Origin of the sequence: Brevundimonas sp., assembly GCF_036402095.1 — a bacterium.
In the GTDB taxonomy this organism is placed as follows: domain Bacteria; phylum Pseudomonadota; class Alphaproteobacteria; order Caulobacterales; family Caulobacteraceae; genus Brevundimonas.
Genome location: NZ_DASWTO010000038.1, coordinates 1 through 4229 on the forward strand (window position 1 = coordinate 1; position 4229 = coordinate 4229).

General features: G+C 70.2%; 2 protein-coding genes and 1 pseudogene. 2 read left to right on the forward strand and 1 reads right to left on the reverse strand.

Annotation, left to right across the window (positions count from 1 at the left end):
- A pseudogene (locus VGD32_RS03150) lies at positions 1–2026 on the forward strand (DNA-directed RNA polymerase subunit beta'); the annotation flags it as partial.
- Between the two features lie 215 nt (positions 2027–2241).
- Here the strand turns inward: VGD32_RS03150 and VGD32_RS03155 are convergent.
- Positions 2242–3021, reverse strand: a complete 780-nt coding sequence (locus VGD32_RS03155) for a hypothetical protein (RefSeq protein WP_331030451.1) — start codon at positions 3019–3021, stop codon at positions 2242–2244.
- Between the two features lie 115 nt (positions 3022–3136).
- Between VGD32_RS03155 and VGD32_RS03160 the strand changes: the two genes are divergently transcribed.
- The gene (locus VGD32_RS03160; protein WP_331030452.1) at positions 3137–3973 is read left to right on the forward strand and encodes an energy transducer TonB; all 837 of its coding nucleotides are present in this window, start codon (positions 3137–3139) and stop codon (positions 3971–3973) included.
- Positions 3974–4229 lie beyond the last annotated feature (256 nt).

Below are 4229 nucleotides of genomic sequence, written 5' to 3' on the forward strand. Positions count from 1 at the left end.
GGGCGCCCGCGGTTCGCAGGCGCAGATGAAGCAGCTGGGCGGCATGCGGGGCCTGATGGCCAAGCCGTCGGGCGAGATCATCGAGACGCCGATCATCTCGAACTTCAAGGAAGGCCTGACCGTCCTCGAGTACTTCAACTCCACCCACGGCGCCCGCAAGGGTCTGGCCGACACCGCGCTGAAGACCGCCAACTCGGGCTATCTGACGCGCCGTCTGGTCGACGTGGCTCAGGACTCGATCGTCACCGAGGACAACTGCGGCTCGACGCGGGGCATCACCCTGCGCGCCGTGGTCGAAGGCGGCGACGTGCTGGTCTCGCTGGGTCAGCGGGTGCTGGGCCGGTACGCGGCCGAGGACATCAAGGAACCCGGCACCGACAACGTCCTGTTCCCGGCGGACACCTACCTGCAGGAAGAGGAAGTCGAAGTCATCGACGACGCCGGCGTCCAGTCGGTCAAGGTCCGCTCGGCCCTGACCTGCGAGGCCGAAGCCGGCATCTGCGCCTACTGCTACGGGCGTGACCTGGCGCGCGGCACCAACGTCAACATCGGCGAGGCGGTCGGCGTTATCGCCGCCCAGTCGATCGGCGAGCCGGGCACCCAGCTGACGATGCGGACCTTCCACATCGGCGGCACGGCGCAGGTTGCGGAGACCTCGTTCTACGAGGCGACCAACGCCGGCGTCGCCAAGATCGCGGGCCCGACCGTCAAGGCGGCGCACGGCGATCTGGTCGCCATGAGCCGCAACGTCACGATCACCATCGTGGTCGACGGCAAGGATCGCGAGACCCACAAGCTGCCCTACGGCGCCCGCCTTCGGGTCACCGAAGGGGCCGAGGTCAAGCGCAGCCAGCGTCTGGCCGAGTGGGACCCCTACACCTCGCCGATCCTGACCGAGGTGGGCGGCGTGATCCGCTTCGAGGATCTGGTCGAGGGTCTGTCGGTCCGCGAGGAAACCGACGAGGCGACGGGCATCGCCCAGCGCGTCGTCAGCGACTGGCGCGCCAGCCCCCGCGGCGCGGACCTGCGTCCGGCCATGGGCGTCACCAACGGCGACGCCTACGCCAAGCTGGCTTCGGGTTCCGACGCCCGCTACCTGCTGCCGGTGGGCGCGGTTCTCTCCGTCTCCAACGGCGACGTCGTCAAGCCGGGTGAGATCATCGCCCGCGTGCCGACGGAAGGCGCCAAGACCCGCGACATCACCGGCGGTCTGCCGCGGGTGGCCGAGCTGTTCGAGGCCCGTCGTCCGAAGGACTGCGCGGTCATCGCCGAGATGGACGGCCGTGTCGAATTCGGCCGCGACTACAAGAACAAGCGCCGCATCAAGATCACGCCTGAGCCCAATGCGGACGGCGTGCAGGGCGAGGCGGTCGAGTTCCTGATCCCGAAGGGCAAGCACATCTCCGTTCACGACGGCGATCTGATCCAGAAGGGCGACTACATCATCGACGGCAACCCGGATCCGCACGATCTGCTGCGCATCCAGGGCGTCGAGGCGCTGGCCGAGTACCTGGTGAACGAAGTGCAGGAGGTCTACCGACTGCAGGGCGTGCCGATCAACGACAAGCACATCGAGGTGATCGTTCGCCAGATGCTGCAGAAGGTCGAGGTGCTCGACTCCGGTGAAACGACCCTGATCCGTGGCGACACGGTCGAGGTCGCCGAAGCGGTGCTCGAGAACCAGAAGGTCGAGAAGCGCGGCGGCCGTCCGGCCACCACCCAGCCGGTCCTGCTGGGCATCACCAAGGCGTCGCTGCAGACCCGCAGCTTCATCTCGGCGGCGTCCTTCCAGGAGACCACCCGCGTCCTCACCGACGCTTCGGTCAACGGCAAGAAGGACACGCTGGAAGGCCTGAAGGAGAACGTCATCGTCGGCCGGCTGATCCCGGCGGGCACCGGCGCCTACCTGCGCGCCCTGCAGAAGGTGGCCAACGAGCGCGACGCCCAGCTGACCCAGGCTCGCGAAGAGGCCATCGAGCCGCTGCCGGCCGATCTGGCCTTGGAGCTGGAGAACAGCGAAGGCTGATCTCCGGGTTCCGGACTGAACGGAAGGGGGCGGCGCTGGAAACAGCGCCGCCCTTCTCATTGCGCGCGGCGCTTCGGGGAAGACGTATATCCTTGGGAAGACGCCCAGCTTCCGGGCTATCCCGCCCTGGTTGCGCGACCTCCAGGCACAGCAGCCTTGGCTGTCCCGCGCCGGGCAGGTCCTGCACCGGGAACTGCGGCCCGACCGTCCCGGCCTCAGTCCTCCTCGGCCTCCCGGTCCCGGTCCCGCCGGGTACGGACGTTGGTGGTCGAGTCCGGCCGCAGCGCCGGATCCAGATGGGCCCCCGCCACGCCCATGCCGAAATTCGAGCCGGGACCGTCCTGCGGGCCGACCACGCCGACCCCGCCGCTGAGCGGACGGCGGCGCGCCTCGTATTCGGCCAGGGCGCGGGCGCCCTCACGGGCGAAGCGGGCGTCGCGTTCCGGGTTGCCGGTCCCCTCGATCGGCGCGGCGGCGGCGGCGCGTGCGCCCAGGCGGTCGTCGCAGATCGCGCGCTCGGCCGGGCTCAGCAGGCGCGGACTGGCGCAGCCGACCGGACTGGTCCGCAGGCCACGCCCGACCCGGTCGCCGGTCGTCTCGGGCCTGACCCGCCACGGCGCCGTGCCGACGTCGGCCGGCGGTGCGGGAGCGCCCGGCGCGGCAAGACGAGGCGCCGGGCGGTCTTCCTCGTCCTCCAGCCTCTGGAAAGGCTCGCTGGGCGCGGTCGGAGCGCCGGCGTCCGGCAAGGCCTGCGATGGCGTATCCGGGCGTTCCGGCGGCGGCCGAACCCGTGCGACCTCGCCCGGCAGCAGAGGCCGGGGCTCGATCTCGACATAGATCGTGCGCTCGACCGGTTCGACCGGCACGCCCAGGCCAAAGGAGCGAAGTCCGATGAGGCCCAGCACCAGGGCGTGCAGGCCCAGCGACACGACCACGATCGCCGGCTTGCGCCAGCGTTCGGCCCGCGATGGCCAGACAAGCCTCAGGTCCCTCATCGGCCCTCCACGTCCCGATCTTCAGTGGAGGGGCGGAGCGTGGCCATATTGGGGCTTGGGTCGGCTGTCCGGATCGGATACCGCTGCCTGCAGTTCACGGGGCTTTGGGGGAAGTATGCCGCGTTCGTCGAAAGCTCGCGGCCGATCCCGCTGTTCCGGCCTGGCCCGCCTGTGGCCCCTCGCGCTTCTGGCCCTGCTGCCGGCGCTCGCCGGCTGCGTCAGCGCGGGCCCCCCGGCTCTCGGGCCTCTGTTCGCCGATCCCGCCGGCGTGACGTCCTCGCGCGGGGGCAGGCTGGTGGAGCGGCCGCAGTGGATCGACGGCCCGGACAACGTCGATTTCGCCCTGTACGCCCGGGTCATGGCGAACCAGAGGGCGGAGCTCGGCCGGGCCCCGCTCGCGGACGGCGAGGTTCCCTACTGGCCCGGCCAGCCTGTGAGCCTGGAGTGCGGGATCACGCCCACGGCGCAACTCTATCTCTGCGCGCCTTACGAGGGACCCCGGGAGTGGAACCCGGAGCGGGTGAAGCCCTATCTGGCGGCGATGCATGTCGCCACGTCCATGCAGCTGGCGCCGCTCGACCTGGACGGACAACCCGTCGCGGGCGGGCGGGTCCGGATCACGGTCGACTGGCCGGAAGCGGCGCCCGCCCCGTCGGACGACGTGGTGGTCCTGCCGCGCATCCTGAACCGGCCCCAGCCTTGGGAATACACCCGGCTGTACCCCGCCATGGCCATGGAAGTCGGGGCGGACGGCGACGTCATCCTGATCTGCGTCGTGGCGGCCTCGGGTCTGACCGAAGGATGCGAGGTGTTCTTCGAAAGCGTCAGCGAGGTGGGCTTTGGCGACGCCTCCCGTCAGGTCTACCGCAACATCCGGATCTTGCCGCCCACGGTCAACGGCGAGCCTCGCAGGGCCATGGCCGTGGCCACGGTGCGCTGGCGGCTGCAGTGACCGCCCTTGACCCCGACGCCCGCCCGGCGTAGAAGCCGCCCACTTTCGAGGCGGGCGCGTCAGCGTTCATCGAGATCGTGACAATCGAACGACCGGGCTGTGCCCGCCGGAACGCCCGAAGCGCGCGTTCCGGCTTTTCTGTTTGTCGCGGGCCTTGCTCGAAATCAAACCCGGGGTGGCGCATCGGCGTCGTCCGAAAAGAAGGCTCACCGGGGCGCTCCGGCCGAAAGGCACACGCCCCCATCGATTGGAAGAA